At 63.6% G+C, this 26,583-nt stretch carries 24 protein-coding genes and 2 tRNA genes; 8 read left to right on the top strand and 18 right to left on the bottom strand.

The annotated features are described in order from the left end of the window. Nucleotides 1-6: 6 nt before the first annotated feature. The 13 genes from ACSION_RS09130 to ACSION_RS09070 all read right to left on the bottom strand — a co-directional run bounded on the left by ACSION_RS09130 (nt 7) and on the right by ACSION_RS09070 (nt 12,746). Nucleotides 7-80 (bottom strand) — tRNA-Cys (locus ACSION_RS09130). A 173-nt stretch (nt 81-253) separates the two neighbouring features. Further along, nucleotides 254-329 (bottom strand) — tRNA-Gly (locus ACSION_RS09125). Beyond that, the gene (gene pgsA / locus ACSION_RS09120; RefSeq protein ID WP_093485480.1) at nt 320-967 is read right to left on the bottom strand and encodes a CDP-diacylglycerol--glycerol-3-phosphate 3-phosphatidyltransferase; all 648 of its coding nucleotides are present in this window, start codon (nt 965-967) and stop codon (nt 320-322) included. Before pgsA ends, ACSION_RS09125 begins: the two co-directional genes overlap by 10 nt. A 5-nt stretch (nt 968-972) precedes the next feature. Continuing rightward, nucleotides 973-2,820: an excinuclease ABC subunit UvrC gene (gene uvrC, locus ACSION_RS09115; RefSeq protein ID WP_435305718.1), complete on the bottom strand. Its 1,848-nt coding sequence runs from the start codon at nt 2,818-2,820 to the stop codon at nt 973-975. Continuing rightward, nucleotides 2,817-4,232 (bottom strand): hypothetical protein, encoded by a 1,416-nt coding sequence (locus ACSION_RS09110; protein ID WP_435305717.1) that lies wholly within the window; start codon nt 4,230-4,232, stop codon nt 2,817-2,819. The genes uvrC and ACSION_RS09110 overlap by 4 nt, the downstream gene beginning before the upstream one ends. A gap of 31 nt (nt 4,233-4,263) precedes the next feature. Beyond that, a complete protein-coding gene (locus ACSION_RS09105; RefSeq protein WP_435305716.1) occupies nt 4,264-4,728 on the bottom strand; it encodes a low molecular weight protein-tyrosine-phosphatase in 465 nt (154 codons plus the stop codon). Next, entirely contained in the window at nt 4,725-5,486 is a 762-nt protein-coding gene (gene kdsB / locus ACSION_RS09100; protein WP_435305715.1) for a 3-deoxy-manno-octulosonate cytidylyltransferase, read from the bottom strand. The genes ACSION_RS09105 and kdsB overlap by 4 nt, the downstream gene beginning before the upstream one ends. Nucleotides 5,487-5,509: 23 nt before the next feature. Continuing rightward, on the bottom strand, nt 5,510-6,520 hold the full coding sequence (gene lpxK, locus ACSION_RS09095) for a tetraacyldisaccharide 4'-kinase (protein ID WP_435305714.1): 1,011 nt from the start codon (nt 6,518-6,520) through the stop codon (nt 5,510-5,512). After that, a complete protein-coding gene (gene msbA / locus ACSION_RS09090; RefSeq protein ID WP_435306688.1) occupies nt 6,517-8,229 on the bottom strand; it encodes a lipid A export permease/ATP-binding protein MsbA in 1,713 nt (570 codons plus the stop codon). The genes lpxK and msbA overlap by 4 nt, the downstream gene beginning before the upstream one ends. Nucleotides 8,230-8,267: 38 nt before the next feature. Next, nucleotides 8,268-8,690, bottom strand: a complete 423-nt coding sequence (locus ACSION_RS09085) for an ExbD/TolR family protein (RefSeq protein ID WP_093485470.1) — start codon at nt 8,688-8,690, stop codon at nt 8,268-8,270. A gap of 9 nt (nt 8,691-8,699) precedes the next feature. Continuing rightward, nucleotides 8,700-9,353, bottom strand: a complete 654-nt coding sequence (locus ACSION_RS09080; RefSeq protein ID WP_435305713.1) for a MotA/TolQ/ExbB proton channel family protein — start codon at nt 9,351-9,353, stop codon at nt 8,700-8,702. A 2-nt stretch (nt 9,354-9,355) separates the two neighbouring features. Continuing rightward, the gene (locus ACSION_RS09075) at nt 9,356-11,746 is read right to left on the bottom strand and encodes a DNA internalization-related competence protein ComEC/Rec2 (protein WP_435306687.1); all 2,391 of its coding nucleotides are present in this window, start codon (nt 11,744-11,746) and stop codon (nt 9,356-9,358) included. Continuing rightward, the gene (locus tag ACSION_RS09070; RefSeq protein WP_435305712.1) at nt 11,739-12,746 is read right to left on the bottom strand and encodes an integron integrase; all 1,008 of its coding nucleotides are present in this window, start codon (nt 12,744-12,746) and stop codon (nt 11,739-11,741) included. Before ACSION_RS09070 ends, ACSION_RS09075 begins: the two co-directional genes overlap by 8 nt. Before the next feature lie 177 nt (nt 12,747-12,923). Here ACSION_RS09070 and ACSION_RS09065 point away from each other — a divergent pair, with 177 nt between their 5' ends. From ACSION_RS09065 to ACSION_RS09045, 5 genes are all read left to right on the top strand, one after another. Beyond that, a complete protein-coding gene (locus tag ACSION_RS09065; protein ID WP_435305711.1) occupies nt 12,924-13,439 on the top strand; it encodes a DUF2199 domain-containing protein in 516 nt (171 codons plus the stop codon). A gap of 57 nt (nt 13,440-13,496) precedes the next feature. Further along, on the top strand, nt 13,497-13,955 hold the full coding sequence (locus ACSION_RS09060; RefSeq protein WP_435305710.1) for a hypothetical protein: 459 nt from the start codon (nt 13,497-13,499) through the stop codon (nt 13,953-13,955). Nucleotides 13,956-14,012: 57 nt separating this feature from the next. Next, a complete protein-coding gene (locus tag ACSION_RS09055; RefSeq protein ID WP_435305709.1) occupies nt 14,013-14,318 on the top strand; it encodes an SCO4225 family membrane protein in 306 nt (101 codons plus the stop codon). A 69-nt stretch (nt 14,319-14,387) separates the two neighbouring features. Continuing rightward, on the top strand, nt 14,388-14,999 hold the full coding sequence (locus ACSION_RS09050; RefSeq protein WP_435305708.1) for a hypothetical protein: 612 nt from the start codon (nt 14,388-14,390) through the stop codon (nt 14,997-14,999). 57 nt (nt 15,000-15,056) lie between these two features. Beyond that, complete coding sequence (locus ACSION_RS09045; RefSeq protein WP_435305707.1) at nt 15,057-15,359, top strand: hypothetical protein; 303 nt, start codon at nt 15,057-15,059, stop codon at nt 15,357-15,359. Between the two features lie 1,909 nt (nt 15,360-17,268). Here the strand turns inward: ACSION_RS09045 and ACSION_RS09040 are convergent. Next, nucleotides 17,269-18,357 carry an IS110 family transposase gene (locus ACSION_RS09040; protein WP_213605433.1) on the bottom strand — a complete coding sequence of 363 codons (1,089 nt, stop codon included), beginning with the start codon at nt 18,355-18,357 and terminating at the stop codon, nt 17,269-17,271. A gap of 1,456 nt (nt 18,358-19,813) precedes the next feature. Here ACSION_RS09040 and ACSION_RS09035 point away from each other — a divergent pair. The 3 genes from ACSION_RS09035 to ACSION_RS09025 all read left to right on the top strand — a co-directional run bounded on the left by ACSION_RS09035 (nt 19,814) and on the right by ACSION_RS09025 (nt 23,056). Further along, nucleotides 19,814-21,040, top strand: a complete 1,227-nt coding sequence (locus ACSION_RS09035; protein ID WP_435304588.1) for an IS256 family transposase — start codon at nt 19,814-19,816, stop codon at nt 21,038-21,040. 351 nt (nt 21,041-21,391) lie between these two features. Beyond that, nucleotides 21,392-21,649: a hypothetical protein gene (locus ACSION_RS09030; protein WP_435305706.1), complete on the top strand. Its 258-nt coding sequence runs from the start codon at nt 21,392-21,394 to the stop codon at nt 21,647-21,649. Nucleotides 21,650-22,675: 1,026 nt separating this feature from the next. Beyond that, nucleotides 22,676-23,056 (top strand): GFA family protein, encoded by a 381-nt coding sequence (locus tag ACSION_RS09025; protein ID WP_435305705.1) that lies wholly within the window; start codon nt 22,676-22,678, stop codon nt 23,054-23,056. 490 nt (nt 23,057-23,546) lie between these two features. Here the strand turns inward: ACSION_RS09025 and lolD are convergent, their stop codons facing one another. From lolD to ACSION_RS09005, 4 genes are all read right to left on the bottom strand, one after another. Further along, on the bottom strand, nt 23,547-24,254 hold the full coding sequence (gene lolD, locus ACSION_RS09020; RefSeq protein WP_435305704.1) for a lipoprotein-releasing ABC transporter ATP-binding protein LolD: 708 nt from the start codon (nt 24,252-24,254) through the stop codon (nt 23,547-23,549). Continuing rightward, on the bottom strand, nt 24,247-25,494 hold the full coding sequence (locus tag ACSION_RS09015) for a lipoprotein-releasing ABC transporter permease subunit (protein ID WP_093490734.1): 1,248 nt from the start codon (nt 25,492-25,494) through the stop codon (nt 24,247-24,249). Before ACSION_RS09015 ends, lolD begins: the two co-directional genes overlap by 8 nt. Nucleotides 25,495-25,906: 412 nt before the next feature. Next, nucleotides 25,907-26,155: a succinate dehydrogenase assembly factor 2 gene (locus ACSION_RS09010; RefSeq protein WP_056880931.1), complete on the bottom strand. Its 249-nt coding sequence runs from the start codon at nt 26,153-26,155 to the stop codon at nt 25,907-25,909. Continuing rightward, entirely contained in the window at nt 26,152-26,583 is a 432-nt protein-coding gene (locus ACSION_RS09005; RefSeq protein WP_435305703.1) for an MAPEG family protein, read from the bottom strand. Before ACSION_RS09005 ends, ACSION_RS09010 begins: the two co-directional genes overlap by 4 nt.

Genomic DNA, 26,583 nt, shown 5'->3' with positions numbered 1-26,583 from the left:
CTACATTGGAGGCCTCGAGCGGAATCGAACCGCTGTAAACGGATTTGCAATCCGGTGCATCACCACTCTGCCACGAGGCCGAACTTCTTCAGCGGATCCATATTGCGCTGCAATCCACCGAATTACCACTCTGCCACCAGCCTGGCGGCGACCGCGCCAGACAGGCGCAATCAAGGTACGCCTTCCTGGCGCCCTACAACACAAAACCCCGCGAACGGGGTTTTGTGGGCCGCCCCTCTCGGGACGATAAAACTGGAGCGGGAAAAGGGACTCGAACCCTCGACCCCGACCTTGGCAAGGTCGTGCTCTACCAACTGAGCTATTCCCGCGTCGTGAGAGGCGAAATTGTAGCGGGTTGTTCGGAAGTGTCAACCGTCTTTTTCTCGCCGTCGCGCAGGATCGGCCATGCGGCGAGCAGGTACTGGATGCCCGACCACAGGGTCAGCAGGGCCGCAATGGCCAGCAACCAGTCGCCCAGCACGAAGACCCACCGCCCCATCCAGATGTCGGACAGTTGCTGCGAACCCGGGGTGGACGCGTACAACAGACAGGACAGCGCCACCATCTGCACGATGGTCTTGATCTTGCCCAACGCAGCGACTTTCACGGTGGCGCGCTGACCCAGTTCGGCCATCCACTCGCGCAGCGCCGACACGGCGATCTCGCGCCCGACGATGACGGCCGCCCAGATCGCCATCCACATCGTGGGGGTGTCCTGCACGATGAGGAACAGCGACACGGCCACCATCAGCTTGTCGGCGACCGGATCCAGGAAGGCGCCGAAGGCTGAATACAAGTGATATCGGCGCGCGATCCATCCATCCAGCCAATCGGTGACCGCCGCCAGGATGAAGATGAACGCCGCCGCAAAATTGGTCCACGTGTACGGCAGGTAGAACACCAGCACCAGCACCGGGATCAGCAAGATCCGCAGCAGTGTGAGCCAGGTGGGAACGGTCAACTTCATCGAACTTACTCGGTTCCGGCCTCGGGCGACGGCAGCCCGTGCAGGTTAGCGTAGATTCGCGCCGCGAGCGCGGCATTCACGCCTTCGACGCGTGCGATCTCATCGACGCCGGCGGCCTTCAGGCCCGCGAGCCCGCCGAAATGCTTCAGCAGGCTTGCGCGACGGCGCGGCCCGATGCCGGGAATGTCCTCGAGCTTGCTCGTCATGCGGGCCTTCTGGCGCTTGCCGCGATGGCCGGTGATCGCGAAACGGTGCGCCTCGTCGCGCACCTGCTGGATCAACTGCAGTGCCGGTGAAGCGGCGCCCGGACGCAGCTCGCGCCCGTCAGGTAACACGAGCGTCTCGTGGCCGGCGCGCCGCTCTACGCCCTTGGCCACACCGACCAGGGTGACCCCTGTGACACCTAGGTCGGCCAGCACGGCTTGCGCCTGCGCCAGTTGGCCGGCACCGCCATCGATCAGCAGCACATCGGGCATCACGCCCCCCTCCTCCACCGCGCGCCGGAACCTTCGCTCGATGGCCTGGTGCATGGCGGCGAAATCATCGCCCGGCGTGATGCCGGTGATGTTGTAGCGACGGTACTGCGAGCGGACCGCGCCGTTGGCATCGAACACGACGCAGGACGCTACCGTCGCCTCACCCATCGTATGGCTGATGTCGAAGCATTCGATCCGCTTGGCGACATCGGCCAGGCCCAACAGCTCCTTCAGCGCTTCGCTGCGTGCGGTCTGCGCGTTGCGGCTGGTGAGCTCCGTGGTCAGCGCTATTTCCGCGTTGCGCTTGGCCAGTTCCAGATAGCCGGCGCGTTCGCTGCGCACGTTCCATTTGAGCTGCACTTTGCGGCCGGCCGACGCGGCAAGCGCGTGCTCGATCAAGTCCGCGTCCGGAATCTCGCGATCCAGCACGATCTCCTGCGGCGCGGGCTGCTCGGCGTAGTACTGGGAGACGAAGGCGCCCAGGACTTCTTCCGCGCTGTCCTCGCCATTGGTCTTCGGGTAGAAGGTACGGGTGCCCAGGTTGCGTCCATCGCGGAACGCCAGCAGCAGCACACAGGCCTGGCTTCCCTGCATGGCGCAGGCCAACACATCGAGATCCGCCGCGTGCCCATCCACGTACTGGCGCGCCTGCAGGGTTCGGATCGAGGCGACGAGGTCGCGCAGGCGCGCCGCACGCTCGAATTCCAGCGCGATGCTCGCCTGCTCCATCGCCTGGGTCAGCTCCTTGGTCAGCTCGTCGCTGCGGCCGTCGAGGAACAGGCCGGCCTGCCGCACCGATTCGGCGTAATCCGCCTCGGCGACCAGACCGACGCAGGGGCCGCTGCAGCGGCCGATCTGGTACTGGAGACAGGGCCGCGACCGGTTGCGGAACACGCTGTCCTCGCAATTGCGGATGCGGAACAGCTTCTGCATCAGGTTCAGTGTTTCGCGAACAGCGACCACGCTCGGATACGGGCCGAAGTAACGCCCCGGGACCGCGCGCGCGCCACGGTGGAACGCAATGCGTGGCCATTCCTCGCGCGTCAGCAGCACATAGGGATAGCTCTTGTCGTCGCGCAGGAGCACGTTGTAGCGTGGCGTCAGCGACTTGATCAGCTGGTTTTCCAGCAGCAGCGCTTCGGCTTCCGTGCGAGTGACGGTCACATCCATGCGCGCGACCTGGGTCAGCATCGACAGAATGCGCGGGGATTTGGGCGAGTTGTTGAAGTAGCTGGTGACGCGCTTGCGCAGCGCGCCCGCCTTGCCGACGTACAGCAGCGCGTCGTCGGCGGCATACATGCGATATACGCCGGGAGCGGTGCTCAGGCCGGCGGCAAAGGCCTTGCCGTCAAAGGCCGGCTGGGGACTACCGCTCATTCGTCGATCGGAACGTGGCTCAATTCGCCGGTCGCAATATCGTAGCGCAGGACCGCATGGGCATCGGTCTCGGCGATCCAGACCGCGCCCGCGGCGACGGAGAGGCCAGCGGGCCCATGCAGGGCGCGTGGCAGCGAGACGGTCGTCAGTTCGCCACCGCCCAACCGCAGCGTGCGCAAGGTGCCGTTGCCGCTGTCGGCGATCCACATGACCGGCGCGTCGGGGCTCAAGGCGATGGCCTGGGGGTGCTGCAGGCGCGCGCCTTCACGCGGGCCATCCTCCGCACCGAATGTCCAGACGCCCTGCCCCACCAGCGTCTGCACGGTGTCGCCGCGCAACTGCATGGAGCGCAGCGACGAACCCACGGCATCGCAGACGTAGAGTGTCTGCAGTACCGCCGCCAAGCCCGCGGGCTGCGCGAACGCCGCCATCGGTCCGCTGCCGTCACGGACATCGAGCTGCCCTGAACCTGCGCGCGCGCGGAGCTCGCGCGTCCCCAGGTCGTAGCTCCAGATCCGGTTGTCCCCGGCCATGGCCAGGAATATCTGGTTGTTGTTCACCAGCAGCGCCTGCGGCTGGTTCAGCGCCACGTTCCGCGCCACGTCGACCACGCCGTCGGCCGGCTCGCCCGCGCGGCCGTTGCCGCACAGCGTGTCCACCGTGCTGGTGGGAAGGTTGATGCGACGCAATGCGTGATTGCCCGTGTCCGCGACGTAGAGCGACTCACGCACCAATGCGAGCCCCTGGGGGCGACGGAAGGCCGCATGGTTGAGCTCGCCGTCAGCGAAATCCGCCGTGCCCATGCCGAATTGCCGGATCACCCGCCCCTGATGGTTGCACTCCAGCACGCGGTGATGGCCGCTGTCCGCCACGAACAAGCGGTCCGGCGTGGCCACGACGCCCGTCGGGAAGCACAGCGGCATCCGCGGCTCGGGGTGCGACTCCCGGAAGCTGCGCAGGTCGTCGTCCAGGGGGGCATGCAGGCCGTCGCACAACCGGGCGATCTGGCGCTCCAGCTCCTGCAGCCCATCGGCCCCGACCGCACGATGACGCACCTGACCTTCGCCGTCGATCAGCAGGACGGTCGGCCAGGCGTCCACGCCATAACGCTGCCAGGCGACCCAATCGGCATCGTGCGCCACTGGCAGGGCATTGCCATGCCGGCGGAGGCGCTTGAGCGCTTGTTGGGGATCACGTTCACTGTCGAATCGCGGCACATGGATGGCCAGTGCCTGCAGGCGGCCCAGGTACCTGGCCTGGAGCACGGCCAGGTCGTTCAGCCGTTGTGCGCACCAAGCCGAGGCGCTGTTGACGAACGCCAGCGCAACGATCCGCCCCCGCTGCTCGTGCAGCGTGGTCGCCGGCGCATTCAGCCACTGCAGGCCACGCGGCAGTTCGGGGGCCAAGGTCATGTCCGTCATCATCCCTGATTATGCCCAAGTCTCAGGCGGTGGAGAGCCGGGCCACGACCGCCTGTGCGGCGGAATCGACCAGTCGCCAGACCTGTCGGAAGTCTTCCGGCCCTCCAGTATAGGGGTCCGGCACCTCGCCGCCCGGCTCGATCCCGGCCCAGTCCAGCAGCAGGACGACCCGGTCGCGGCGCGTAGCCGGCGCCAGCTTGCGGACATCGCGCAGGTTGCTGGCATCGGCGCACAGGAGCCAGTCGTAGTCGTCGAAGTCGGTGGGCCGGAGTTGGCGGGCGCGCTGGCCACCAATGTCCACGCCATGGCTGCGCGCGCAGGCGATGGCGCGACGGTCCGGCGGTTCGCCGGCATGCCAACCGCCCGTGCCCGCTGAATCAACCTCGACCTGCCCCGCCAGGGGCGAAGCATCAAGGCGCGCCCTCAGCGCACCCTCCGCCATGGGCGAACGGCAGATGTTGCCCAAGCACACCACCAGCAGTTTCATGCACCGCCTTTCAGGAGGGTTTCGGCGCGGTCCAGATCCTCTGGCGTGTCGACGCCGGGGGGAAATGGCGCCGGCGTCAGGGCCACGGCGATCCGGTGACCTGCCTCCAGTACCCGGAGTTGCTCGAGCGATTCCGCCTGCTCCAGCCGACCCGATGGTAGCGAGGAGAAGCGGCGCAGGAAGCCTGCCCGATACGCATAGATGCCGATATGGCGCAGCCATTGTCCCGGCGGCAGTTCATCGCGGGAGCGCGCGAAGCCGTCGCGGTGCCACGGAATGGGCGCGCGACTGAAGTACAGCGCATCGCCATTGGCGGCACGCACCAGCTTCACCGCGTTCGGGTCGAACAGCATGGCCGCGTCCTCGATGGGCACCGCCAGCGTCGCCATGGGCGCACCGCTGTCGGCCAGCGCTTCGGCCACGGCGCGGATACCGGCAGGCGGCGCGAAGGGCTCGTCGCCTTGCAGGTTCACCACCAGCGCATCGTCATCCCAACCGGCGATGTCGGCGCATTCGGCCAGACGGTCACTGCCCGAAGCATGACGCTCGGACGTCATCGCCACCTGCACCTCGGTGCCCTCGAGCGCATCGCGAATACGGGCATCGTCGGTGGCGACCCAGACCTGCTGCGCGCCGGCCGCCAGTGCCCGTCGTGCAACGTGGACCACTAGGGGCGTGCCGCCGAGCAGGCGCAGCGGTTTGCCCGGAAGTCGCGAGGCGGCGTAGCGGGCGGGAATGGCGACGACGAAAGGGGGCATGGCGATGGACACCGGCAACAAGGTCAGGGGGACGGACGCGGCGGCGCACCCAGCTTGTCGAGCAGGGCGATCCAGAAGGCTTCCGGCAGCTGGGCGGCGACCGGCACGCTGTAGAACCAGTCGTTGGCGAAGGCGGCGCACTTCACGGCGTCCTTCTCCGTCATCAACACGGGGAGTTCGCTGCCGAACGCGAAATCCTCCGCGCGGTAGTCGTGATGATCGGCGAAAGCATGCGGCACCACGCCCAGGCCCCACGCCCGCAGCATCGCGAAGAAACGCGGCGGGTGGCCGATGCCCGCAACCGCGTGCACGCGCTGCCCCGCGAATGACGAAAGGGCGCGCGGACGCCCGCCGCGCAGCGGTATCGCGACTTCAGGCTGCAACTGCATCGGCCATTCGCCGAACGCCGCTTCGGCGTCGGGCGAGGCCAGGTTCACCACACGGAAATCGCATTCGGCCGAACGCTCGACCGGTTCACGCAGCGGGCCCGCCGGCATCATCCGGCCATTGCCGTACCGGCGCGCACCGTCGATGACCTCGATCTCGATGTCGCGTCGCAACCGGTAGTGCTGAAGGCCGTCGTCGCAGACGATCACGTTGCAGCCGGTAGCGGCGAGGGCGCGCGCTGCCGCCACGCGGTCGCGATCGACGCGGACACGCGTGCCTGTCTGGCGTGCGATCAACAAGGGCTCGTCGCCGCCTTCTTCGGGCGCAGTGGCGGCATCGACCCAGCGCGGCGTTGCTTCGTCGCGACGGCCATAGCCTCGGCTGGCGACGCCCGGCTTGAAGCCCGCCGCGCGCAGGCGCTCCACGAGCGCGATCGTCAGGGGCGTCTTGCCGGTGCCGCCTGCGGTGATGTTGCCGACCACGATCACCGGCACGCCGACGCCGAGGCGGCGCAGCACGCCGGCACGGTAGAGCTTCAAGCGCAACGCGATCAGCGCAGCATAGACCCCGGACAGCACCCGGGCCCACAAGGGCACGGGCGCATCACCGAACCAGTAAGCGGGGGTCTGCGCCTCGCGCTTGCTCACCCCGGTTCGCCCTCACGGAACTGCATCTGGTGCAGGTGCGCATACAGGCCACCCTTCGCGATGAGCTCGGCATGCGTGCCCTGCTCCACCAGCCGCCCCTGATCGAGGACAAGGACCTGGTCGGCATGTTCGATGGTGGACAGGCGGTGGGCGATCACCAAGGTGGTGCGGTCGGGCATCAGCTTCTGCAGGGCGTTCTGCACCAGCCGCTCGGATTCGTTGTCCAGTGCCGCGGTCGCTTCATCGAGGATCAGGATCGGCGCGTCTTTCAGCATGGCGCGGGCGATCGCCAGGCGCTGGCGCTGGCCGCCCGACAGTCGCCCACCCTTGTTCCCGATCGGCGCCTGCATGCCTTCCGGCAGTTCCTGCACGAACTCCATCGCGTTCGCGCCACGGACGGCCGCTTCCATGCCGGCGACGTCCGCCCCCTGCAGTTCGCCATAGGCCACATTGGCCGCGACGGTGCCGTCGAACAGCATCACCTGCTGCCCCACCAGCGCGATCTGGCGGCGCAGGTCGGCGAGCGGGTAATCCTGGAGCGGATGGCCATCGAGCAGAATCTGCCCGGACTCCGCTTCGTAAAACCGCGGGATCAACTTGATCAGCGTGGACTTGCCGCTGCCCGAGCGACCAACGATCGCGGTAACCGTACCCGGCCGCGCGGTGAAGCTGATGCCGTCCAACGCCGGACGCGCCTGCCCCGGGTAACGCGTGGTGATATCGCGGAATTCCAGCAGGCCTTTCGCGCGGTCGAGGTTGCGGCTGCCTGAATCCTTTTCGTCGTCCGCGTCCAGCACCGAGAACAGGCGCTGCGCCGAGGCCACCCCGCGCTGGAGCATGTTCTGCACGTTGGTCAGCTGTTTGAGCGCGGGGATGATCGCCATCATCGAGATCATCAGGGTGACGAAGCCACCTGCCGTCAAGCGCCCCGCCATCGCTTCCCGGCCTGCGAAGAACAGCAGCAGCGCCAGCCCGATCGCGCCCATCAGCTGGACCATCGCCGAGGAAATGCTGCGCGTGGCTTCGACCTTCATCGCCAGCTTGAGGTTGGCATTGGCCAGGCCTTCGTAGCGCGTGAGCTCGCTGCGCTGGGCGCCGTAGACCTTCACTTCCTGCTGGTTCGAGAGCGTCTGGTCGGCGGCCTGCATCATTTCCGCACCGCTCTCCTGGATACGGTGGCTGATGCGACGGTAGCGCTTGGCCACCTTGTCCATGATCCACGACAGCGGCGGCGCCATGACCAGGATCGCCAGCGTGACCTGCCAACTGGTCCAGAACATCACCACCAGCGCTGCGATGATCTGCAGGACCTGTTGCAGCATCACCTTCATCGCGTCGACGGCCGCCTGGGCCATCTGGTCGGCGTCGGAACCCAGGCGGACCAGCATCGCGGGCACCGGCTCGGTGTCGAAGCGCAATCCCGGAAGGCGTAGATACTTGCCCAGCACGTTGACGCGGACATCGCGTGCGATGCTGCGCGCCGCCTTGCCCATCCCCATGTCGGTGACGTAGCCGGCGATACCGCGGATCACGAACAGCCCCACGATGGCCAGCGGCAACAACAGGCTCTTGGCCCGGTCGCGATCGATGAAAGTCTCGTTGACCACCGGCTCCATCAGCTTGCTGAAGGCGCCACCCGCGGCAGCTTCGATCAGCATGCCGAGCCCCGCCAGCAACAGCAGGCCGCGGTACGGCCGGGCGAACGTCATCAGCCGCCTGTAGACCTGCCACGGCGATTGCGTATCGCTCACTTCTGCGCCTCCGGCGCGGTCGCGATGTTGATCTTGCGGAATCCCAACTGGCCCAACGCATCCAATGCGGTGACCACCGCCTGATGCGGTGTGCGGGCATCTGCGCGCAGCAGCACCGGACGGGCGCGATCGCTGCCGGCCACCTGTTCGAGGGTCTGCTTCAGCGCGTCGATGTCGGTGCGCAGCACTTCATGTTCGTCCACGAAGTAGCGCCCGTCCGCGTTCACCAGCACGCTCAGCGCCTTGACCTGCGCGGCGACCGGCTCGCCGTTCGCGCTGGGCAGTTGCAGCTGCAGCATCGAACGCGCGTCGAAGGTGGTGGTGATCACGAAGAAGATGATCAGCACCAGGATCACGTCGATCAGCGGCACCAGGTTGAGATCGGGCTCGTCCTGCGCGCGGTCGTCACGGATACGCATGCGGCGGCCTCAGGAACCCGTCGCCGCCGGCGCGGCCGCCGGGCGTGGCACCACGCGCGGATGGCGGGCCTCCAGGGCATCCATCAGGGCGCTGGCTTCCTTTTCCATCTCCATCACGTAACCGGTCACCCGGCCGCGGAAGTAGCGATGGAACAGCAACGCGGGGATCGCCACGATCATGCCGGCCGCGGCACAGACCAGTGCCTTGCCGATGCCCCCGGCCAGCGCGTTGACGTCGCCGACGCCGCTGTCCTGGATGCCCAGGAACATCTGGATCATGCCCACCACGGTGCCCAGCAGGCCAAGCAGCGGACCGGCGGACGCGATGCTGCCCAGCGCATTGAGGAACTTCTCCATGCGATGGACCAGGTGACGACCGGTGTCCTCGATGCGCTCGCGGATCTGGTCGCGCGGCTTGTTCCGTACGTCCAATGCCGCCGCCAGCAGTTCACCGAGCGGCGAGTTGCGGCGCAGGGATTCGATATGGGCCGGTTCCAACTGGCCGCGGGCGGCCCAGGTACGGACTTCCTCGCCCAGACCAGGCGGCAGGATCTCCTTGCGACGCAGCGACCAAAAGCGTTCCACCACGATGCCCAGCGCCAGCACGCCCAGCAGCAGCAGCGGGATCATCGGCCAACCGCCGGCCTTCACCAGTTCCAGCACGTTCAGTCCTCCGGCGCATCGGGCCGTCCGTCTTCAGGCCGATAGGATAGCCCACCGGCCCGCTGCCGCCGCACGGCGTCCCACAGACGCGCCTGGTCGTGACGCCGCTCACGGACCGAGAGCCCGTCGCGTCCCAGCCAGACGCGCACGGCGCCGCTGGATTGCGTGTCCAGCACCTCGGCGCCCTCTTCACGCCAGCGGGCCACCACCTCAGGCCGCGGATGGCGGAAGCGATTGCCAAAGCCGCTGGATCCCACCGCCAAACGCGCACCAGTGGCACGGACGAAGCCGCCTGCAGAAGACCCCGCACTGCCATGATGCGGCAGGACCACCACGTCGCTACGCAACCAGGCGGCCTGCCTTGCCGTCAACCCCGACTCGACCTGCGAGCCGATGTCGCCCGGCAGCAGGATCGCTCCCTGCGCCGCTCCCACCCGCAGGACGCAGCTCGCCTCGTTGCCGAGATAGGGGAAATGTGGAGGCGGGTGAAGAAAGCGGAACTCCACGCCGTCCCAACGCCACGCCGCACCACCGAGGCACGGCGCGTCGGATTCCAGCGAAGCGCCTGCGGGCGCCAGCGTGGTCGCGACCGGAACCGCTTCGCGGACAGCGGCGACCCCACCGGCATGGTCGTTGTCGCCATGGCTGACAACCAGCGCATGCAAGCGAGGCACCCCCAATCCCCGCAACGCGGGCACGACGGCCCGCTCGCCCGCGTCGAATCCCTCTTCCACTGCAGGCCCCGCGTCGTACAACAGCGCATGTTCCGCCGTGCGCACCAACACGGAGAGCCCTTGCCCGACGTCGATCACCACCAGCTCCACTTCGCCCTCGCGGGGCAACCCGCGATCGGGCCACAGCAGCGGCAACCACAACAACGACGCCAATACCTTCCCCGGCATGCCCGTCGGCAGCAGGATGATGGCGGCGCCCACCACGGCCAGCGGCAGCGCCCACGCGGAGGGCTCTGGCAGCCACCACAAGGCGAAACGGCTGTCCGCCAGCCAGGTGAATACCGGCCATGACACGTCGAAGCAGATTGCGGCGGCACGCCACGCCATGCCGCCCGCGCCGGGATGGACCAGCTCCGCCAGGGTGCCGATCAGCGACAGCGGCACGACGACAAGACTCCACCACGGAATGGCCAGCAGATTCGCCACGGGACCCGCCAACGAGGCCTGCCCGAACAGCGCGGCCGTCAGCGGCAACAGCCCCAGCGTTGCGACACCCTGTGCGGGCAGGAACGCTTTCGCCCCGTGCAGCGAGGCAGGCAGGCACCAGGCCAGCCAAGCGACGCCGGCGAAGCTCAACCAGAAACCGGGCGCCAGCAGCGACAGGGGATCGAACACAAGGATGGCGAACATCGCCAGCATCAGCGCATCGACCACGCGTGCGGGACGCCGCGAGGTGCGCGCCAGCACGACCACCGCGATCATGAGCACCGTGCGCAGAGTGGGTAACGCGAACCCGGCGATCGCCGCATAGCCCAGCGCCCCCGCCAATGCGAGCCACCCGATGGCCTGCGGCCGAGGCATCCACCGCGCGAGCGCCGGAAACAGTCGCCATGCCGCAGCTGCCAGCAGCGCGAACGCGCCCGCTACCAAGCCGACATGGAAACCGGAGATCGCAATCAGATGCGTCAGCCCAGACGCTCGCAGCACTTGCCAGTCGTCCTGCAGCAGCCCACGCGTATCCCCGAGCGCGAGCGCACGCACGAAACGGTTCGATGCGGCAGGCACCTCGGCTTCGATGCGGGCCGACATCCTGGACCGCCAGGCATCCATACCGCCGCCCGCTTCGAGCTTCATCGCACGCCCAGGCTCACGTACGTAGCCGGTGGCACTGATTCGTTGTGCCATCGCATACCGCTCGGCGTCGAAGCTTCCGGGATTGGCCAACCCACGAGGTGCCCTCAGCCGCAGTTGGAAGCGCCACCGTTCGCCCGCGCCTAGCGCACGACGAGGGCCGATCGTCTCGGCGCCATGCTCGTCGTACCACGCGACGCGTACCAATCGCCCACGCAGGGGCAACGGCTGGCCGATGCCGTCATCGACACGGAGCAGGAAGCGGGTACGGCGCGCCTCGGGCTCGGGCAAGCCTTCGATGCGACCGCTGAGGGAAACCTCGCGCCCCTCCCACGCCACGGGCAGCTGGGAGCGCAGACTCCACCCCGCATGCAGCCCTGTCCATGCCAGCCCCACCAGGGCTGCGCCTATCCAACGCCACCTGGGCGATGCCACCCACCATCCCAACCCCGTCGCCAAGCCGATCCACAGCGCCGCCACGCCGGGCAATTCGCCTCGCCACAGGGTGCAGAGCGCACCTGCAAGCCAGGCGACCGCACAGGCGACACCGAGCGGCGCCACGACCGCGCGCTCCGCCGACTCACGCATCGCCGACACGATCGAGCGGGGTTCGGACACCACCCGCGCCTCGATTGAGTACATGCGTATAGATCTGCGTCGTCGAGACATCCTTGTGACCGAGCAATTCCTGCACGGTGCGGATGTCGTAGCCTGCTTCGATCAGGTGTGTGGCGAAAGAGTGCCGTAGCACATGCGCCGTCACCGGCTTGGCGATACCCGCCGCGCCGCGGGCCCGCTTGAGCGCGCGCGCGAGCATGGCTTCATCGAGGTGGTGCCGTCGCCATCGGCCATCACGCGGATCCAGACTGATGGCTCGCGCGGGAAACATGTATTGCCAGCCGAGTTCGCGCGCCGCATGGGGATACTTCAGCGACAAGGCATGCGGAAGCCACACCTCCCCTGCACCGCGCGCCAGGTCCTGAACATGCAGGACCTGCACGCGCTCGACTTCCGCCTGCAGCCCGGCTACCAGCGATGCGGGCAGCACGGTGCGCCGATCCTTGCCGCCCTTGCCTCCCCTGACGGTGATCTCGTTACGGGCGAAATCCACGTCCTTCACGCGCAACCGCATCCCTTCCATCAGCCGCATGCCCGTGCCGTAGAGGAGCTGCGCCAGCAAGGCCATACGTCCCTCCATCTGCACCAGCATCGCGCGCATTTCCCGCTGCGACAAAACGGTGGGTACGCGCTGCGGCCGCTTGGCGCGCACCACATCCTCCATCCAAGCCAACTTCAAGCCCAGCACTTCGCGATACAGAAAAAGCAGCGATGACAGCGCCTGGTTCTGTGTGCTCGCCGCCACCCTTTCTTCGACAGCCAATCCGGTCAGGAAAGCCTCGACCTCAGCCGCCCCCAGCTCGCGCGGATGGCGCTTGCCATTGGCAACAATGAACCGACGTATCCATCCCAGATAAGCGCGCTCCGTGCGCAGACTGTAGTGACCCACGCGCAGTCTGCGCGTCACCTCCTCAAGCAGCCCCCTGCGCCCACCAGCAGATACCGCCCCATCTTTGCCGTGATAATCCATAAGCAACGCATTCCGTGCGAATAGCACGGACAACGTCGCATGCCTGACACTCACAAGCGCTAGGGCAAGGCATTGATATCAAGTAAGAAAGTCCTGATTGACGCCTGCCGGGCCAAGCTGAATACTCGGAGCTATCACCCCAGATTGGGGTCTATTAGGCGTTAGCTGCAAACAGACATGGCCGCGATCTTTGTATTCACTTGCTCATGCTGTGGGGAGCTTCATAAGGGCTCGCCCAGCTTCGGGTACAAGACTCCAATGCCTTTTGACCACTTGTCAGAGCACGACAAGCAATCAATCGCGCAGATCAACGACGACCTTTGCAAGATCGATCACCCGGAGGGCACCGACTACTTTGCTCGGGTTGTTTTGGAGCTTCCCATTCACGGGACTGAAGAGCCGTTCCTTTGGGGTGTCTGGGTTTCGCTTAGCAAAGAGAGCTTTGACAAGTACACGTCAACCTGGGGCGAGCATGATGAATCCGACAGCTACTTTGGCTGGTTCAGCAATCGCCTTCCGTACTACCCTGACACAATCAACCTAAAGACAAATGTGCGGCCCAGAAATGGCAGCGCAAGACCATATCTTGAGTTGCAACCGAGCGACCATCCACTAGCCGTCCACTATCATCATGGCCTGAGCGCTCAAGAAGCTCAGAAGATCGCAGAAGAGGCTATGCATGGACGCAGCTAACAATTCATTCAAGCCGAACCCGCTTCGCGGGTCGGCTTAATTCAGGCGTTAGGGCGCATGACAGATCACCCCGAGCTCCATGAACTCCACCGTCAGTACTCGGACAGTCAGTCCAAGTATGTTTACTTTCTATTGGCAGCGGCGGGCGCTGCCATGGGATACGCGCTGCAAAAACTCGATGGCTTGCCATTGTCTTGGCAGGCTGCTCCGGGTCTACTCGCTGTCGGCTGCTGGCTCATCAGCTTCTTCTGCGGCTGCAAGCGTATTACCTGGACTCAATCAACCATGTACGCCAACTTCGCACTTCTTCAAATGCAGTACGGCCTCCATCCCGAGCAACCGCCCCCGCATCTTGCACATGCCGCCATGTCTGGCGTTCGCAAAGCAATAGAGAACAACTCCAATTCTGCAAGCAGGTACTACCGTTTCCAGTTCTGGTTTCTAGCTTTGGGTGTAGCAGCATTCATTGCATGGCGCGTGCTAGATATGATTAGGCTCGTCCCGGATGCGCCCTAACAATTCATTCAAGCCGAACCCGCTTCGCGGGTCGGCTTAATTCAGGCGTTAGGCCTCATGAGAAACCCACTCCGTTCCCTGGCAGTCTTCTACGCAGCGCTCGTGGTTCTTGTCGCGATATGGGCCATGTCCGTGGACATTGGATTCTTGCACTCCTCGCGAGAGCACCTATTTCCGGACATGCTGCTCCTGTTCTTAACTGCCCCAACATCGCTTTCCATTGCAGTTCTTACTGCGACCTTCCCAAAGGCCTTCCAGTCGCCCTTCGCACAGCTGGCGTGGATGATATTTTGCGGCCTCGCACAAGCAGCCGTACTATTTCTAGCATCAAGGCTGATTCCGGCTCATCGGAATGAGGCCTAACAATTCATTCAAGCCGAACCCGCTTCGCGGGTCGGCTTAATTCAGGCGTTAGGCCCGCATGGAGGGATCTTGGCACCCGAACAAATCTACATATCTCTCCTAGTTGGAATTCGTAGGCGGTTCGACGCTATCGAGGCGCTCGACAGCATTCAAGCAGATTCCTTTAGCAAAGCTGAGTTCACTGCCTTTCAAAGTCGAAAAATTATTGAGGCGATCGCCTTCAGCTGCCTAGTGGCGCTTCACAACGGCCTAAAGATCATTCCAAACGATTCAAAAGGCCAATGGAACGCTGAAGTGATACTAAAAAGACTCAAGAAGAGACACCCTGAAACCTTTCCTGGACCAAACAAGTTTCGTCGACCTCTGCCGGAGGACAACGCCCCTGAGGATGCAAAGATCGTGTTCTTAGGAGTTCCTGAGCGTCGCCTGACACATGATTCTCTAATCGAGATGTATCAGCGCATGCACAGTTGGCTGCACGAGATCAATCCCTACACCTCCAAGAACAAAGACACGTTCCTCCAAGATCATGCCTCGCAGCTCAAGCAAGACGTGCAAAAGCTCCACGAGATGCTGGAGTGCCATTTCATTTCCATCAGTGGTGAGGGGTTCATGGCATTTCTTTCCCATCCTGCAACGGGCGCACCGCAGGTCATGTCGCTTTCTAAAGTGCAGGCCTAACAATTCGTTCAAGCCGACGCCGCTTCGCGGCGCGGCTTAACTCAGGCGTTAGGCAGCATGGACGTAGATCAGGTTGCCGTTGTTGAGATCGATCAAGAGGGGCGCTTGCTTGTTGCGCCAGCAACCCACGAGTTCCCGTTCGCGTACCGCGAGGCAATGGAGGTGTCATGGGACTTAGCCACCCGGACACTCGGCTCCCCGATTCCGCGAGAATGGAGCTACGGCCGTTGGTTTCAGATAATCCAATCGGTCGCATCTGCGCAAGGGGTAACGCTTGTCTTGGGTTCCAGCACCCGCTGGGTCAACGTGCCTGCCGATATCCAGACCGACATCTCGGAGGCAGCGGTTCATGCTGCCTAACAGTTCATTCAAGCCGAACCCGCTTCGCGGGTCGGCTTAATTCAGGCGTTAGGTGCCAATGGAATTTGAGTCGATACGTCCAGTTCTAAGCGGTGTGGCAGGTGGCATCATCGCCACTTGGCTCACGTCTCGCTGGTCTCGTCGACTCCCTTCAAGGCACAACGGCAAGTCACGCGACACGCTCCTTCGGCAGCATCGTCCTGCAGTCTGGACGGCCAATGCGCTTTTCTTTGCAGGTCTTGTATTCGGTGTTCTCCTGTATCGGATTGGCGGCTTTGACAGTTCTGACTGGCGACCACTTGGACTTGGCTTTGGTCTGGCGTCGGTCTTGCCGCTCATAGCCATCTTTGCAGTGTCCATCATCTCTGGCAGAGACCCGCGGGAGGGATATGTTGCGTTTTCGTTGGGCCAGGGCACGCCTCTCTGGGCTACTTACGGCCTACTTGGCGCAGGCTCGGTTGCTTTTGTGTTCGCAGTCGCTAGCCTTGGCACCTAACAATTCATTCAAGCCGAACCCGCTTCGCGGGTCGGCTTAATTCAGGCGTTAGGCCGCATGGGAAAGAACGTAGCGAGACGGCGTCTAAAACGGCCATCCATGTTTGTTGTGACCTTTGGGTCAATGCTTGGGCTTGTGGTAGTCGGCTACGGCTCGATCATGCTCTTTCTAAGGCCGACCGGAACTGGGCCCTGCAGGGTCAACTGCGGTTTGGAGCAGGCGTTCCTGACATTTCTCGGCCAGCCTCTGTACAACCTCCTCTTCGGCCTAACGTGGGTCACGCTTGGATTGGCCCTTATCGTCCTCCTCACCTATGCTCGCGTCCGGAGACAGTCATGAGCATGCAGCCTAACAATTCATTCAAGTCGAACCCGCTTCGCGGGTCGGCTTAATTCAGGCGTTAGGCCCTACATGCAGCTCTGGAAGCTTTTCATTGTTGTCGGTCTACTCTCGCTCAGCTTGGCGGCACTTCTGATCGGCTTGAGCATCTACGAGGCGACCAGCATCCCCGCCTACACAGACCCACCACTCGGTCAGTCGTTTGTTGTTCCCCTTATTGGGGCTGGCATCATTGCAATAGGCTATGGCGTCGGATACAAGCGTCGGGGCTAGCTTCAGCGGTGTAGGCCCTAACAATTCATTCAAGCCGAACCCGCTTCGCGGGTCGGCTTAATTCAGGCGTTAGGTGGGGAGGACAAGATGGCGATAACTCCGGGTTTAGTTGCATTCCTGCTCACCACCGCGGGCGATCCAGCTTGTGCCGTCACCTTGTTCAATTCCTCTGGGGTGGACGTATCAGTCCCTATGGAGGGTCGTGCTCTTGTACTAGAGCCGACCGATAGCGCGGCTGTCCAGGTCACTTCGCTGTCATCCCTCGATTTTGGCGCGGTCAACCACCGTTTCCTGGTTTCGCCAGCGATGCTCGTTCTTTGTCCGGCCTCACGCCCGGTTGAGGTTGAGGCTCGCTCGGACGGACAGCTCTGGATTAGAGGTGTGGACGAGCAACCCGAGGGCATGCCGCTCAAGCCGGCTCAGTTGCAAGACCTCACCGGCTCCCCACCTAACAATTCCGTAAGGAGCTTCCCGTCAAGCCCGGGTACATGACGCTCTTGCCTGTAGCTTGAAGGCCGTTGCTGTTCTCAGGTTGTCGTTTGATGCTGCGGTGCTGCCAGTGCGATTCGGATTCAACGGTTGCCAGACTGCATTTCCGTAATCGGTCTTGTTGGGCGTTTTGGTACTCGCCCGGACCAGGGTAAAAACCGCGCCCGGAGGCCTCTTTCATTCATCGGTTTCGCCCATGCCCCAGGGATCAGCTTTGGCATGCGGTGGCGCCGAACAGTTAGTCAGGCTCTCTCCAGGTGGGTCTGACCCGTTGTCTACCGTGCTCGCTCGGGCGGTGAAAGCTGTTGTGAATCAGGCCGTTTGGAACGGCCGTGTGCTTCGCGGTCGCTGCACCATCGGGTGCTTCAGCCACGCGTGTGCGTCGTAGTCCTCCTCGCGTGCCAGCATCGCCCACAGCTGGCGTGCGTGTTTGTTGGCGATGGCGACCAGCACTTTGCCAAACGGCAATCGCGCGACCAGATCGCGGATCCACAGCTGTTCTGGCGTGGCCTTCTCGATGGCGACCGCCTTGGCGCGCTGCAGGCTGCTGCGGGCGCCCTGGATCAACAAGGTTCGAAGATAGCTATCGCCTCGACAGCTGATCGTACCCAGTCGCGATTTTCCACCGCTGGAATGCTGTGTCGGCGCCAGTCCCAACCACGCCGCCATCTGGCGACCGTTCTTGAACTCGCGCGCATCGCCCACCGTCGCCACCAGGGCGTCGGCGGTCAGCGCACCAACACCGATGACCTGGCGCGCACGAACGCACCGGATGTCTTTCGAAGCCGTCGACGCGATGGCTGCATCGCACGCCACAATGCGCTCAATCACTGTCTTCCAATGCAGTGCGAGGTCGTCGATCAGGTGCAGTAGCGCACCCGGTAGTTGATCGCGGATCGCCAGATCACCCACGGCGTGCCGCAGCGCCTGATCCTGTCGGGCCACGACCACACCGAACTCGGCCAGCAGGCCACGCAGTCTATTGCTGGTGGCCAAGGCCTCGACCTTGTAGCCTTCCCGCACCCGATGCACCGCCAGCCGCGCCTGCTGGTCGATGGATTTCACTGGCACGAAGCGCATGTTGCCTTGCCGGGCGGCGGTCGCTATGGCTTCGGCGTCGTTCCGGTCGTTCTTGGCTGTTCGGCTCTTGCGAAACGGGGTCACGAACTGTGCAGCGATCAGCTTGGGGACGAGCCCCAGGCTCAGGCAATACCGCGCCCAATGGTGCGCGCCGCTACAGGCTTCCATGGCCACGACGGTACCCGCGGGCAACTGCGCTAACCATGACCCTAGGGCGTCGCGTCGCAGGTCGCGTCGCTGCCGGACGTGTCCAGCGGCATCCAGCTCGCAGGCCGAGAACACCAGTTTTGCCAGGTCAATGCCAATGGTTATAGTGGCCACGGGAGACTTCTCCTCTGCGTTGATTGAGTCGCAACCCAATCATGGCCCTCGAGGCCGAACGGCAGTGCCGTCGGAGGGGAAGTCTCCTTTTTACTCATTCAAGCCGATCCCGCTTCGCGGGTCGGCTTAATTCAGGCGTTAGGCGGCTATGGCAAGTCCGGCGCAACTAAGTACTGGAACCCGAGTCATCGGCTGGCTGTGGCTTCTCATGGCTCCAGCTATTGCGGGAATGGCGCTTATCTCGACGGTTAAGTCGGAGACGACCTATTGGATCCAGGTCGCTGCCTTCTCAACTGTGGCGCTAGCCGGCGCAGTCGGAGGTGTAGCGACTGGACTTCGCTACCTTTGGGGGGTCCGCTTGCTGCACCTACTCTCATGGGCTGGGTTTGCGTATTACGTCGGATCCGGGCTGCTCGCTCTTTTCTTTTCAGTTTCCTCGGGCAAGTTCTCCCCGGCGGTATTTCTCATCGTGGGGCTAATAATGGCGCCCGGACTCGGCTTTGCCGCGCTTGCAGTCGCACTGCGCGCCAGCCTCCGGGCTCAGAGTACGCCGCCTAACAATTCGCCCAAGCCGACACCGCTTCGCGGCGCGGCTTAACTCAGGCGTTAGGCCGCAATGCGAGTTCACTTTATAGCTGAGATTTATCTACTTCCAACTCAAGCCGCTGGCCGATCCTCCCCGCTTTCATCTGGCGAGTGGCGCACCATCCTCGGCACCAACAACGAGTATTGGTCAGCCCGAATTGTCTTCACAGGCACTCCATCGCCCGGCGACACCTTCCTGGCGGCGGTACAGTTGCTCGTTCCAGATGCAGTTCAGAACTTTCCCGCAGATACTGAGTTCACGGTCTGGGAGAATGGCAACAAGGGGACTGGCCGCGTCGTGTCGGTTGAGGCCTAACAATTCATTCAAGCCGAACCCGCTTCGCGGGTCGGCTTAATTCAGGCGTTAGGTGCCATGTCGAGCCATCCGCCGGACCTAGAAGCAGAGATCTCCTTCTTGCCCACGGAGCAAGGCGGTCGTAGCGCTCCTGCTCCCTCCGGCTATCGTGCTGCGCACGATTTTGGAGTCGGAGGCATGCTCAATGACGCAATGCACGAGTATGTCGGATGCCAGTCCATTGCCCCAGGCTCATCGGCAAAAGCAAATCTCTGGTTCCTCGCTCCTGAATACCAGTCTCGCCGCCTCCATCCTAGCTTTAGGTTCCCTGTGCAAGAGGGTTCGCGTATCGTCGGGCACGGTGTCATCCTCAGCGTCATCAACCCGGAGCTGCGAGATGGCACCTAACAATTCATTCAAGCCGAACCCGCTTCGCGGGTCGGCTTAATTCAGGCGTTAGGCCTGCCGAGAGCCAATGACGGACCAGACAGATCAGATCAAGGTGCTCGCGAGCCTGTCCTAAATTTTGTGTAACCGGGCCCTTGGCAGGAAACTGCCGCCAGACCCGGAGACACGATGACAACCCGCAAGCACGAAGTACCTGAGGAATTGTTGGCCAGCTTGATGGCCAACTACAAGAAGCCCGAAGACCTGATCGGCGAGAACGGCCTGCTCAAGCAGCTGACCAAACTGCTGGTGGAGCGGGCGCTGGAAGCCGAGATGGCCGAGCACCTGGGCCATGAGAAGCACGACCCGGTCGGCAACGCCGAGGGCAACGCCCGCAACGGCAAGAGCCGCAAGGTGTTGAAGGGTGACTTCGGCGAGATGCCGATCGAGGTGCCGCGCGACCGGCAAGGCAGCTTCGAGCCGCAGATCGTGCCCAAGCACCAACGGCGCTGGAACGGCTTCGACGAGCGCATCCTGTCGTTGTACGCCCGCGGCATGACGGTGCGCGAGATCCAGGCGCACCTGCAGGAAATGTATGGCACGGAAGTGTCACCCAGCCTGATCTCCTCGGTCACCGACGCGGTGGTCGACGAGGTCAAGCTGTGGCAGGGCCGGCCGCTGGATGCGGTGTATCCGATCGTCTACCTCGACTGCATCCACGTGAAGGTGCGCGAGGGCGCGGTGCGGGTGAAGGCGGTGTACCTGGCGATTGGCGTCACGCTGGCCGGCGAGAAGGAAGTGCTGGGCCTGTGGCTGGCGCAGACGGAAGGGGCGAAGTTCTGGCTGCAGGTGGTGACCGAGCTGCGCAATCGCGGCGTGCAGGACATCTTCATCGCCTGCGTCGACGGGCTGAAGGGTTTCCCCGAAGCGATCGAGGCCGTGTTCCCGCAGACGCTGGTCCAGCTGTGCGTGGTGCACATGGTCCGACACAGCCTGAACTACGTGACCTGGAAACGCCGACCGGAAGTGGCCGCCGACCTGAAGCGCATCTACACCTGCGCCACGGCGGCGGAAGCCGAGCAGCGCCTGTCCGAGTTCGAGGCCAAGTGGGACGCCGAGTACCTGCCGATCAGCCAATCGTGGCGTCGCAACTGGGCGCGGCTGACGCCGTTCTTCGACTTCGCCCCGGAGATCCGCAAGGTGATCTACACCACCAACGCGATTGAGTCGGTGAACTTCAGCCTGCGCAAGCTGACCAAGCACCGCGGCGCGTTCCCGACCGACGAAGCGCTGGTGAAGCTGATGTACCTGGCGCTGCGCAACATCAGCAAGAAGTGGACGCTGCCGATCCGCGACTGGAAGGCCGCGTTGAACCAGTTTACGATCCAGTTCGAGGGACGACTCCCTCAGCTGTAAACCGAAATCCGGTTACACAAAAATCTGCACAGGCTCGTGCTCGCGTTCGCTCTCTATGAGATGCGTCTTCTCTTGGCGAGCTATCTCGGCAGTGACAACCCCGGTGATCATCCAGTTAGAGTCGCAGCCCATCTGGCTTATGCGCTCCACAATCAGGCATATGCTGCCTGGCAGCACGGCGAGTCCTTCGACGCCGGCAGCGCCATCTCAAGCATCGCGTCAGTAGACAAGCTGCTCGGCAGTAATCTTATGCAGCAGTTCGCTCTGGTGGCCCCTCCTCGTGGACAGGCCTAACAATTCACTCAAGCCGAACCCGCTTCGGGGGTCGGCTTAATTCAGGCGTTAGGCCGCATGAAGAACATCTTGGCAAGTTCCTCTATAACCCTCGGCATAGCCATTCTTGTCTACGCGCTGGCTTGGATCCTAGGTTTGCTTCCCGTTGACTTCATGCTTCCCTTCGACGGCCAGGCTCACTCTCACTATTGGCGTGTCGTTCCAACCGTTTCACAAAGTATTGGTTACCTGCCGTACGCTCTCGCGATTCTCGGGTTGGCGATTCTAGTTGCGGGATTAGCTCTTCGTCGTAGGCTGCGCAAAACTGCGGCCTAACAATTCATTCAAGCCGAACCCGCTTCGCGGGCCAGCTTAGTTCAGGCGTTAGGCCGCTCATGAGAATCGATGCGTTTGACAACATCTCGCTGGAGGACACATTCGTTCTCTCGTGGCACTACGCATCAGATTCGCTCACATTCAGCGTCCTCGCGAGCCTCTTGCAAAGCCACCCGGAAGCAACGCCGCCCGCAAGTGGTGACTGGGCTTGCTATCACCTCGGCCTTATCCGGTTTTCTAGTGTTTCTTCTGTTAGCGGCCTGCTCCCACAAGACGCTGTTCTACCCACACAAGACGCTGACGGCAGCCTGGATTACGGCTGCATTGACGAGCTTTCGCTTGTGCGACTAGGCGAGTACCGTATTGCTGGGGAGTTCGGGGTGGTCACGGTTGCCGCGAGGGAGGTTTCACTTGTACTTGCCACCGCGACGTAACAATTCATTCAAGCCGAACCTGCTTCGCGGGTCGGCTTAACTAAGGCGTTAGGCAGCCATGAAAGCATTCTTATCGTTCGGAGCAGCAGCGCTCATAGCTACCGGTTGCTCTACCGCGCCTCCACTTATCACCACCAACGAGCCTAGTCTTACGCCCGCGCCCGAGACCATGTTGGGCACCTGGGAGTTCACGACTACGGACAAGGACGGCATTCGTAAGTCCGCCTTCCAGCTCAGTGATGCACCGGCGGACACTTGCATTTCCGGTCAGTGGTTCAGGGCAAAGGTGATCTCGGCGGGAGGACTCAAACCGTCGGACCCGGCTTACACCTATTCAAACGGACGCCTTGAGCTCCTGCTAACAAACGGACTCTGTGATGCATACACTTCGTTTGTGGGGACAGTTTCTGGCGCTCAATTTGACGGCACTTATGTTTCCTATGGGCTATTTGGCGGCACAGAGCATGGCAAGGTTGTCGGTTTTCGGCGCCCTTAGCTGGCCGCCTAACAATTCATTCAAGCCGAACCCGCTTCGCGGGTCGGCTCAATCCAGGCGTTAGGCTTCAGCTATGGGATCTAGGGCGCAATCGGAATGATCACGCAAACGGTCAAAGGCACTTGCCACTGCAAAGCGGTTGAGTTCGAGGTCGATCTGGTGAACGGTTTTGAGAATGTTCGACGCTGCAACTGCTCTATCTGCAGCCGCAAGGGGGCGATCATGGCCGGCGTACCTTTGGAGCGACTCAGAGTCACGCGAGGCGCAGACAAGCTCTCGCTCTATCAATGGAACACCAAGATCGCAAAGCACTACTTCTGCAGTATTTGCGGCATCTACACACACCATCAGCGCCGAAGCGTTCCAACCGAGTATGGCTTCAACCTTGCTTGCATCGATGGGATTGACGTGTCCGCCATCGGCAACATCGGGGCAAGCAATGGCGCGGCACAGACGCTTGTCTCGCCCGCGCCCTAAGAGTTCGTTCTAATCGAACCACTTCCCGGTCGTCTTATGGCGTCATTCACCCCACCAACGGCGATCCGCTCGTGCATCCATCCGATCCCGCAATGTTGTTGTTTGAAGTTATCCGGTGGGGCAACGACTCGCATGCCGCACCCATGGGAGGACCAGACGGTCCTGACACCTGCTTCCTCGTAAGAGCCCGGTCTGTGGAGCAAGCAGCCACACTGGTAGACCAGCAACTCGCCCGCACACCGAGTGACGTCGTGGACGCATGGTCGGCGGCCGCCTACCTATTGGGTACCGAATCATCCACGCAATCCGAAGAACGGATCCTTCGCGGCCCGTACATCCAACACGCTTATCGCCACGGCTGGCGGCACTGGTATCGGCAGGGCGCGCGCGAACCATGGATGGAAACCCCGCAGGCCTGACGTGTCATTCCGGCCGAAGTGATGCTTCGACCGTCACGCTCCTGGCGGCAGCCAGGCGCGGGAAAGGACAATCAGACAGCTTCCGGCGCCAATTCGCGTAGCTTGCCTTCATGGAGTTCAAGCACCCGATCCAGTCGACGCGCCAGACGACGATCGTGGGTCACCAGCACCAGACTGGTTTTCTGCGCGCGATTGAGCTCGAGCATCAGGTCGAACACGACGGCAGCGGTCTTCTCGTCCAGGTTGCCGGTCGGTTCGTCGCCGAGCACGCAGGCGGGTTGATTGACCAGGGCGCGAGCGACGGCGGCGCGCTGGCGTTCACCACCCGACAACTCGCCGGGCTTGTGCTCGAGGCGATGCCCCAGGCCCACCGATTCCAGCAACGCCTTCGCGCGCGCGGCCGCATCGACCGTGCCGGCGCCGCCCAACATCACCGGCATCATGACGTTCTCGAGCGCGGTGAACTCGGGCAGCAGGTGGTGGAACTGGTAGACGAAACCGAGTGAGGTATTGCGTAGCTGGCCGCGCGCGGCATCCGATAGCGACGACATCTTCTTGCCGGCCACGTAGACCTCGCCGGAGGTGGGCGTGTCGAGCCCGCCCAGCAGATGCAGCAAGGTGCTCTTGCCCGCACCCGACGCACCAACGATGGCCACGGTCTCGCCCGGCTGCACGTTGAGCTCCAGGCCGTCGAAGACCGGGGTGCGCAGCTTCCCTTCGGCGTAGGTCTTGCCCAGCGCTTCGGCATGGATGACCGCAGTGCGGATGGACTCATTCATAGCGCAGCGCCTCCGCAGGCTGGGTGCGGGCGGCACGCCACGCGGGGTACAGCGTGGCCAGGAAGCTCATCGTCAGCGCCACGGCCGCGATCAGCACCACTTCGCCTGCGTCGAGTTCGTACGGCAAACCGGTGATGTAGTAGACATCCGAGGGCAGCAGGGTGACCTTGAACACGGCCTCGATGGCCGCGAGGATGTATTCGAGGTTGATGGTCAGCAAGATGCCGCCGATCACGCCCAACACGGTGCCCATCACGCCAATCAGTACGCCCTGGACCATGAAGACCTGCATCACGCCGCGCGGCGTGAGGCCGAGCGTGCGCAGGATGGCGATATCGGCCTGTTTGTCGGTGACCAGCATGACCTGCGAGTTCACCAGCGAGAAGGCACCCATCAGGATGATGAAGGACAACAGGATGCCCATCACCGTTTTTTCCATCTTCAGCGAGTGATAGAGGTTGGCGTTCTCGCTGGTCCAGTCGCTGATCCGGTAAGGGCCTTGCAGGCGCAGCGCGAGGTCGCGCGCCACGTCCCAGGACTGGTACATATCGTGCAGTTTCAGGCGAACACCGGTCACGCCCTCGCCCATCCGCAGCACGCGCTGCAGGTCGCCCATGTGGACGAGTGCGAGGTTCCGGTCCACGTCGTTGTGGCCGACCGCGAAGATGCCGGTGACGGTGAAGCGTTTGATCTTGGGCATCGCACCCATCGGCGTGCCCTGGAAGTCGCCCGCGGTGACCACGACGCTGTCGCCGACGCCGACGCGGAGCCAGGCCGCCAGTTCCTGGCCCAGCAGGATGTGGAATTCACCCGGCTTCAGCGAGTCCAGCGTGCCGGCCTTCATCTTGTCGCCGATCACGGAAACCTTCGGCTCCTCGCCGGGCAGGATGCCGGTGACCAGCGCACCCTGCGGATCCGCATTGCCCGTCAGCATCGCCTGCACGTTGATGAAAGGAGCGGCACCCGACACGCGCGGGTCGTCCATCGCGATCTTGGTGGCATGCGGCCAGTCGTGCATGGCCTCGCCTGCCCCCATTACCGTGGCGTGCGCCGTGGCCTGCAGCAAGCGATCGCGGATTTCGCGCTGGAAGCCGCTCATCACCGACAGCGTGGTGATCAGGATCATCACGCCGAGGGCGATGCCCACGACCGAGGCCAGCGAGATGAAGGAGATGAAACCGTTGCGGCGCTTGGCGCGGAGATAGCGCAGGCCGATGGCGACGGGAATGGGTTTGAACATAGACCCCTATGGTGCCATCGCTCCACCCGGCCGCCCAGCATCGCCACCGCCCGCAGCAAGGCGCAGTTCACGCCGGGCTCGGGCAGGCAGCGTATCGGGCCACCAGGCCGCATGCTGCCAGCGTCCGCCCGGCGACTCCCGCCAGCGCAGGAACGCGAGGGGGCCCCGCCAACGGAGCTGGGCATCGTGGAGAAGGGCCCCGTCGACCGTGGGAGGCCTATCGTCGCCCGGGAACCAGAACGTCCGCTCCGGCTGCACGCCATGGGCGTGGGCGAGCCACAGGCCGCGGGCGAGCGCCAGCACGGCGCCCGGCCAGGCGAACGCGCGCGGCATTTCGCATATCAGGAGGGACGCGGCCGCCAGCAACCCCTCGACGACCAGGCATGCCTGCAACAGGCGCGACGGGTGCCACTCAAGCCGGCAGCTGACGGATCCGTTCGACCAGCGCGGCGAGTTCCGCATCGGGACACTGCTCGTAGCCCATGAACCAGCGCCAGAGCTTATCGTCCTCGCAATCCAGCAACCGTAGGAAAACAACGCGCTGCGGCTCGGATTCGGTCGCCCAGCTGCGGTCGAGATAACGACCGAACAGCTGGTCCAGTTCGCGCATCCCGCGCCGGCAGCGCCAACGGATGCGCTTGAGTTCGGGATCGTCGCTCATATCGCGGCCAGCGCCAGCGCGAGGCGCACCCAGAACGCGATCAACACCAGCGTTGCCAGCGCATAGGCCACGAAGCGGGTCATGACATGGTTGAAGGTGCAGTGCACCAGGCTGTGCACCGCCCGCAACGCGACGAACGCCCATGCCAGCGCGAGCGACACCGCATCCGAGACGCCGAGCTGCGCCGCCAGCAGCACGCCGGCATAGAACAGCACCGGCAGCTCGAAGAGATTGCGGAAGTTGTCCGACGCGCGGGTATCACTCAGCAGGCGCACCGAATCCGCGGCATTCGCCAGCGATTGCGCGTGGATGCGCTTGCGGGCCATTTCCCCCAGGCGGAGCTGGTACAGCCTGACCCACACGAGGAAGGTCAGGCCGGCCATCGCCACGGCGGGCCAGAGGATTGCCGTGGCAGGTCCGTCGCTCAT

Source organism: Pseudoxanthomonas sp. LjRoot125, from assembly GCF_964252705.1.
In the GTDB taxonomy this organism is placed as follows: domain Bacteria; phylum Pseudomonadota; class Gammaproteobacteria; order Xanthomonadales; family Xanthomonadaceae; genus Pseudoxanthomonas_A.
This window is presented reverse-complemented; position numbering and strand designations above follow the sequence as displayed.

Coding starts and splice junctions, on each gene's coding strand:
- kdsB (WP_435305715.1), bottom strand. CDS start 5,486: ATGCCCCCTTTCGTCGTCGCCATTCCCGCCCGCTACGCCGCCTCGCGA.
- ACSION_RS09010 (WP_056880931.1), bottom strand. CDS start 26,155: ATGAGCGACGATCCCGAACTCAAGCGCATCCGTTGGCGCTGCCGGCGC.
- ACSION_RS09070 (WP_435305712.1), bottom strand. CDS start 12,746: ATGGATTATCACGGCAAAGATGGGGCGGTATCTGCTGGTGGGCGCAGG.
- ACSION_RS09030 (WP_435305706.1), top strand. CDS start 21,392: ATGAAGAACATCTTGGCAAGTTCCTCTATAACCCTCGGCATAGCCATT.
- ACSION_RS09065 (WP_435305711.1), top strand. CDS start 12,924: ATGGCCGCGATCTTTGTATTCACTTGCTCATGCTGTGGGGAGCTTCAT.
- pgsA (WP_093485480.1), bottom strand. CDS start 967: ATGAAGTTGACCGTTCCCACCTGGCTCACACTGCTGCGGATCTTGCTG.
- ACSION_RS09035 (WP_435304588.1), top strand. CDS start 19,814: ATGACAACCCGCAAGCACGAAGTACCTGAGGAATTGTTGGCCAGCTTG.
- ACSION_RS09005 (WP_435305703.1), bottom strand. CDS start 26,583: ATGAGCGACGGACCTGCCACGGCAATCCTCTGGCCCGCCGTGGCGATG.
- ACSION_RS09105 (WP_435305716.1), bottom strand. CDS start 4,728: ATGAAACTGCTGGTGGTGTGCTTGGGCAACATCTGCCGTTCGCCCATG.
- ACSION_RS09075 (WP_435306687.1), bottom strand. CDS start 11,746: ATGCGTGAGTCGGCGGAGCGCGCGGTCGTGGCGCCGCTCGGTGTCGCC.
- lolD (WP_435305704.1), bottom strand. CDS start 24,254: ATGAATGAGTCCATCCGCACTGCGGTCATCCATGCCGAAGCGCTGGGC.
- ACSION_RS09015 (WP_093490734.1), bottom strand. CDS start 25,494: ATGTTCAAACCCATTCCCGTCGCCATCGGCCTGCGCTATCTCCGCGCC.
- msbA (WP_435306688.1), bottom strand. CDS start 8,229: ATGACGTTCGCCCGGCCGTACCGCGGCCTGCTGTTGCTGGCGGGGCTC.
- ACSION_RS09085 (WP_093485470.1), bottom strand. CDS start 8,690: ATGCGTATCCGTGACGACCGCGCGCAGGACGAGCCCGATCTCAACCTG.
- ACSION_RS09055 (WP_435305709.1), top strand. CDS start 14,013: ATGAGAAACCCACTCCGTTCCCTGGCAGTCTTCTACGCAGCGCTCGTG.
- ACSION_RS09025 (WP_435305705.1), top strand. CDS start 22,676: ATGATCACGCAAACGGTCAAAGGCACTTGCCACTGCAAAGCGGTTGAG.
- uvrC (WP_435305718.1), bottom strand. CDS start 2,820: ATGAGCGGTAGTCCCCAGCCGGCCTTTGACGGCAAGGCCTTTGCCGCC.
- ACSION_RS09110 (WP_435305717.1), bottom strand. CDS start 4,232: ATGACCTTGGCCCCCGAACTGCCGCGTGGCCTGCAGTGGCTGAATGCG.
- ACSION_RS09045 (WP_435305707.1), top strand. CDS start 15,057: ATGGACGTAGATCAGGTTGCCGTTGTTGAGATCGATCAAGAGGGGCGC.
- ACSION_RS09060 (WP_435305710.1), top strand. CDS start 13,497: ATGACAGATCACCCCGAGCTCCATGAACTCCACCGTCAGTACTCGGAC.